2 rRNA genes are annotated in these 5,484 nt (G+C 59.3%); both read left to right on the top strand.

Annotated features, from left to right (window positions below):
- The first annotated feature begins 466 nt into the window (after nt 1-466).
- Nucleotides 467-2,005 (top strand): 16S ribosomal RNA (locus HMPREF0043_RS06205).
- Nucleotides 2,006-2,214: 209 nt separating this feature from the next.
- Nucleotides 2,215-5,330, top strand: a 23S ribosomal RNA gene (locus tag HMPREF0043_RS06200).
- Together the 16S and 23S rRNA genes form the textbook arrangement of a ribosomal RNA operon.
- Nucleotides 5,331-5,484: the final 154 nt, after the last annotated feature.

Here is a 5,484-nt window from a genome sequence, read left to right as displayed (position 1 = left end):
CGGCCGCGAAGCCGACCGACCGACGAGGCCTCAGACGAATTCGGAAAAGTGACCCGATTCACATAATCGGGGTTTGACGGAGTGGATGCGTGGGGGTAGTCTATATACCCGTCGCCTGAAGTAATCGCTATAAGCGGCAGCATGAAGCCGAAAGTTCGATGACTCCAGTGCGCATGAGCTTCAAAGCTGGTGATGTGGGTCGCTGAATCTGCGTTTGACAGATCGGAATCCTGCACTAGACTATAGAAGTTGCCTCTTTTCTGTGATGACTGCTGTGTGTGGTTGTTGTGGGGTGTGGGTGTGGTGTTTGGGTGCTTGATAGTGTGTTGGTTGATGTGTTTGTGACTGGCTCGTGTGGGGTTGGTTGTGGCTGGCTCGTGTGGGTTGTGTGCCTGTGTGGGTTGGTTGTGGCTGGTTCTGTGGGGTTGGTTGTTTTTTGGGAGTCGTTTTGGGCTTTCTGCGTTTTTGTGTGGAGAGTTTGATCCTGGCTCAGGACGAACGCTGGCGGCGTGCTTAACACATGCAAGTCGAACGGGCTCTGTCTGGCTGTGTGCTGGGTGGGGTTAGTGGCGAACGGGTGAGTAATACGTGAGTAACCTGCCCTCTTCTTTGGGATAAGCCTTGGAAACGGGGTCTAATACTGGATATTCCTGTCTGGTCGCATGGCTGGGTGGGGAAAGTTTTTTTCGGTGGGGGATGGGCTCGCGGCCTATCAGCTTGTTGGTGGGGTGATGGCCTACCAAGGCGTCGACGGGTAGCCGGCCTGAGAGGGTGACCGGCCACACTGGGACTGAGATACGGCCCAGACTCCTACGGGAGGCAGCAGTGGGGGATATTGCACAATGGGCGCAAGCCTGATGCAGCGACGCCGCGTGGGGGATGACGGCTTTCGGGTTGTAAACCTCTTTCGTCGGGGGACAAGGCTCTGCTTGGTGGTGGGGTTGAGGGTACCCGGTGAAGAAGCGCCGGCTAACTACGTGCCAGCAGCCGCGGTAATACGTAGGGCGCGAGCGTTGTCCGGAATTATTGGGCGTAAAGGGCTCGTAGGCGGCTTGTCGCGTCTGCTGTGAAAATGCGGGGCTTAACTCCGTACGTGCAGTGGGTACGGGCAGGCTAGAGTGCGGTAGGGGTGACTGGAATTCCTGGTGTAGCGGTGGAATGCGCAGATATCAGGAGGAACACCGATGGCGAAGGCAGGTCACTGGGCTGTTACTGACGCTGAGGAGCGAAAGCGTGGGGAGCGAACAGGATTAGATACCCTGGTAGTCCATGCTGTAAACGTTGGGAACTAGGTGTGGGGTTCTTTCCACGGATTCTGCGCCGGAGCTAACGCATTAAGTTCCCCGCCTGGGGAGTACGGCCGCAAGGCTAAAACTCAAAGGAATTGACGGGGGCCCGCACAAGCGGCGGAGCATGCGGATTAATTCGATGCAACGCGAAGAACCTTACCAAGGCTTGACATACGCTGGGACGGTGCAGAGATGTGCTGGCTTTTGCTGGTGTACAGGTGGTGCATGGTTGTCGTCAGCTCGTGTCGTGAGATGTTGGGTTAAGTCCCGCAACGAGCGCAACCCTTGTCTCGTGTTGCCAGCAGGTTGGGCTGGGGACTCACGGGAGACTGCCGGGGTTAACTCGGAGGAAGGTGGGGATGACGTCAAATCATCATGCCCCTTATGTCTTGGGCTTCACGCATGCTACAATGGCCGGTACAGAGGGTTGCGATATCGTGAGGTGGAGCGAATCCCTTAAAGTCGGTCTCAGTTCGGATCGGGGTCTGCAACTCGACCCCGTGAAGTCGGAGTCGCTAGTAATCGCGGATCAGCAACGCCGCGGTGAATACGTTCTCGGGCCTTGTACACACCGCCCGTCACGTCACGAAAGTTGGCAACACCCGAAGCTCGTGGCCTAACCCGTGTGGGGGGAGCGGTCGAAGGTGGGGTTGGCGATTGGGACGAAGTCGTAACAAGGTAGCCGTACCGGAAGGTGCGGCTGGATCACCTCCTTTCTAGGGAGCAGTCGGCGTGCGGCGTGGGTCGTGCGCGTGGGCTGTGGTTGTGGAAGCGCGTTGACCGGCATGCTGTCAGGCGTCTGGGTACTGTGCCCGTGCTGCCCGTGGGCCCTCGTTGGTGGGGGTGTGTGGTGGTGGCGTGGTGGTTGGGAATCGTATAGTGGACGCGAGCATCTGTGCCTGCACGTTGTGTGTGGGTGCGTGTTGTTGTAGGTGTTGTAGGGCGTTCGGTGGATGCCTGGGTACCGGGAGCCGAAGAAGGACGTTGCAGCCTGCGATATGCCTCGGGGAGCCGGCAAGCGGGCTTTGATCCGAGGGTGTCCGAATGGGGGAACCTGGCCGGGGTTGTGCCCGGTCGCTCGTGCCTGAATTCATAGGGTGCGGGTGGTGACGCGGGGAAGTGAAACATCTTAGTACCCGTAGGAAGAGATATTCCGTGAGTAGTGGTGAGCGAAAGCGGAGGAGCCTAAACCGTGGGCGTGTGAGAGCCGTCGGGTGTTGCGTGTGCGGTGTTGTGGGAGATGATCGTGATCATGCCGACGCGTGGTCGCGCAGTGATAAACCGTGGGGATAGGCGAAGGGTCTGGGAAGGCCTGCCGGAGAGGGTGAGAGCCCCGTAGCTGAAATTCTCGTGGCTGTGTGATTGTGTTCCCGAGTAGCATGGGGCCCGTGGAATCCCGTGTGAATCTGGCAAGACCACTTGTCAAGGCTAAATACTCCTGGTGACCGATAGTGGAGAGTACCGTGAGGGAAGGGTGAAAAGTACCCCGGGAGGGGAGTGAAAGAGTGCCTGAAACCGGGCGCCTACAATCCGTCAGAGCCTCCGTGGTGGGGGTGATGGCGTGCCTTTTGAAGAATGAGCCTGCGAGTTAGTGGCATGTGGCGAGGTTAACCCGTGTGGGGGAGTCGTAGCGAAAGCGAGTCCGAAGAGGGCGTGAGTCGCGTGTTCTAGACCCGAAGCGGGGTGATCTACCCATGGCCAGGGTGAAGCTCGTGTAAGAGCGTGTGGAGGCCCGAACCCACCAGGGTTGAAAACCTGGGGGATGAGTTGTGGGTAGGGGTGAAAGGCCAATCAAACTCCGTGATAGCTGGTTCTCCCCGAAATGCATATAGGTGCAGCGTTGCGTGGTTCCTTCCGGAGGTAGAGCGACTGGTTGGCTGATGGGCCTTACCGGGTTACTGACGTCAGCTAAACTCCGAATGCCGGGAGGGTGGAGCGTGGCAGTGAGACGGCGGGGGATAAGCTTCGTCGTCGAGAGGGAAACAGCCCAGATCGCCGGTTAAGGCCCCTAAGCGTGTGCTAAGTGGGAAAGGATGTGGAGTTGCTGGGACAACCAGGAGGTTGGCTTAGAAGCAGCCATCCTTGAAAGAGTGCGTAATAGCTCACTGGTCAAGTGGTTCCGCGCCGACAATGTAGCGGGGCTTAAGCACACCGCCGACGCCGCGGCAGTCCATCGTGGTCCTAGCCTGTCCGTTGGGCGGGTTCAGGGGGTGGGCTGGGTAGGGGAGCGTCCCGCGTTGGGTGAAGTCTCGGGGTGACCCGGGGTGGACGGCGTGGGAGTGAGAATGCAGGCATGAGTAGCGAGAGGCGGGTGAGAAACCCGTCCGCCGATTGACTAAGGGTTCCAGGGCCAGGTTGATCCGCCCTGGGTTAGTCGGGTCCTAAGGCGAGGCCGACGGGCGTAGTCGATGGACAACGGGTTGATATTCCCGTACCGGCGCTTGACCGTTCAATGTTCGCCGGGGTGATGCTAACCATCCCCGATCCTGTGTGTCTCTTTCGGGAGGCGTGTGGGGGAGGGCGTGGGGTCCGAGCCTGGGTGGGCAAGCGTGGTAACAGGTGTGACGCAGAGTGGTAGTCCAACCGTGTCGTATGGCTGAGCACGGCTAAGGGTGCAGCCCGTCTCCCAGGTAAATCCGGGGGGCGTTCGGGTCAGGCCTGATGGGGACCGTTTGACGGGAAGTGGATGATCCTGTGCTGCCGAGAAAAGCATCGACGTCAGGGCAAGCGCCGCCCGTACCCGAAACCGACACAGGTGGTCAGGTAGAGTATACCGAGGCGTGCGAGTCAATCGTGGTTAAGGAACTCGGCAAAATGCCCCCGTAACTTCGGGAGAAGGGGGGCCCGGGCCTTGATGTCCCCGTGCGGGGCGGAGGGGTCGGGGCCGCAGAGTCCAGGGAGAAGCGACTGTTTATCAAAAACACAGGTGCGTGCTAAGCCGCAAGGCGATGTATACGCACTGACGCCTGCCCGGTGCTGGAAGGTTAAGCGGACTGGTCAGCCCTTCGGGGTGAAGCTGGGAAGTTAAGCCCCAGTAAACGGCGGTGGTAACTATAACCATCCTAAGGTAGCGAAATTCCTTGTCGGGTAAGTTCCGACCTGCACGAATGGCGTAACGACTTCTCCGCTGTCTCGACCACGAGCTCGGTGAAATTGCAGTACGAGTAAAGATGCTCGTTTCGCGCAGCAGGACGGAAAGACCCCGGGACCTTTACTATAGCTTGGTATTGGTGTTCGGTACGGCTTGTGTAGGATAGGTGGGAGACTGTGAACCGGTCACGCTAGTGGGCGGGGAGTCGTTGGTGAAATACCACTCTGGCCGTGCTGACCATCTAACCTCGGTCCGTGATCCGGGCCAGGGACAGTGCCTGGTGGGTAGTTTAACTGGGGCGGTTGCCTCCTAAAGGGTAACGGAGGCGCTCAAAGGTTCCCTCAGCCTGGTCGGCAACCAGGTGGCGAGTGTAAGTGCACAAGGGGGCTTGACTGTGAGACTGACGGGTCGAGCAGGTACGAAAGTAGGAACTAGTGATCCGGCGGTGGCTTGTGGAAGCGCCGTCGCTCAACGGATAAAAGGTACCCCGGGGATAACAGGCTGATCCTGCCCAAGAGTTCATATCGACGGCATGGTTTGGCACCTCGATGTCGGCTCGTCGCATCCTGGGGCTGGAGTAGGTCCCAAGGGTTGGGCTGTTCGCCCATTAAAGCGGTACGCGAGCTGGGTTCAGAACGTCGTGAGACAGTTCGGTCCCTATCCGCTGCGCGCGTAGGAGAATTGAGAAGGGCTGTCCCTAGTACGAGAGGACCGGGACGGACGAACCTCTGGTGTGCCAGTTGTTCCGCCAGGAGCATGGCTGGTTGGCTACGTTCGGGAGGGATAACCGCTGAAAGCATCTAAGCGGGAAGCCTGCTTCAAGATAAGTTCTCCATCCAGCCTGTGTGCTGGGTGAGGTCCCCCGCAGACGACGGGGTTGATAGGCCGGACGTGGACGCCTCGTAAGGGGTGGAGCTGACCGGTACTAATGGACCGACCGCCTACACCATCACGCCCCTGACGGGGTGGTCTCGCGTCGACTATACGATTCCCGGCTCCCACGCCCCGCCCGCGGCAGCGACAGGCAGGGTATCCGACAGGCTTGACGGTGGTCATAGCGGCGGGGAAACGCCCGGTCCCATTCCGAACCCGGTAGCTAAGCCC

Source organism: Actinobaculum sp. oral taxon 183 str. F0552, from assembly GCF_000466165.1.
In the GTDB taxonomy this organism is placed as follows: domain Bacteria; phylum Actinomycetota; class Actinomycetes; order Actinomycetales; family Actinomycetaceae; genus Peptidiphaga.
This window is presented reverse-complemented; position numbering and strand designations above follow the sequence as displayed.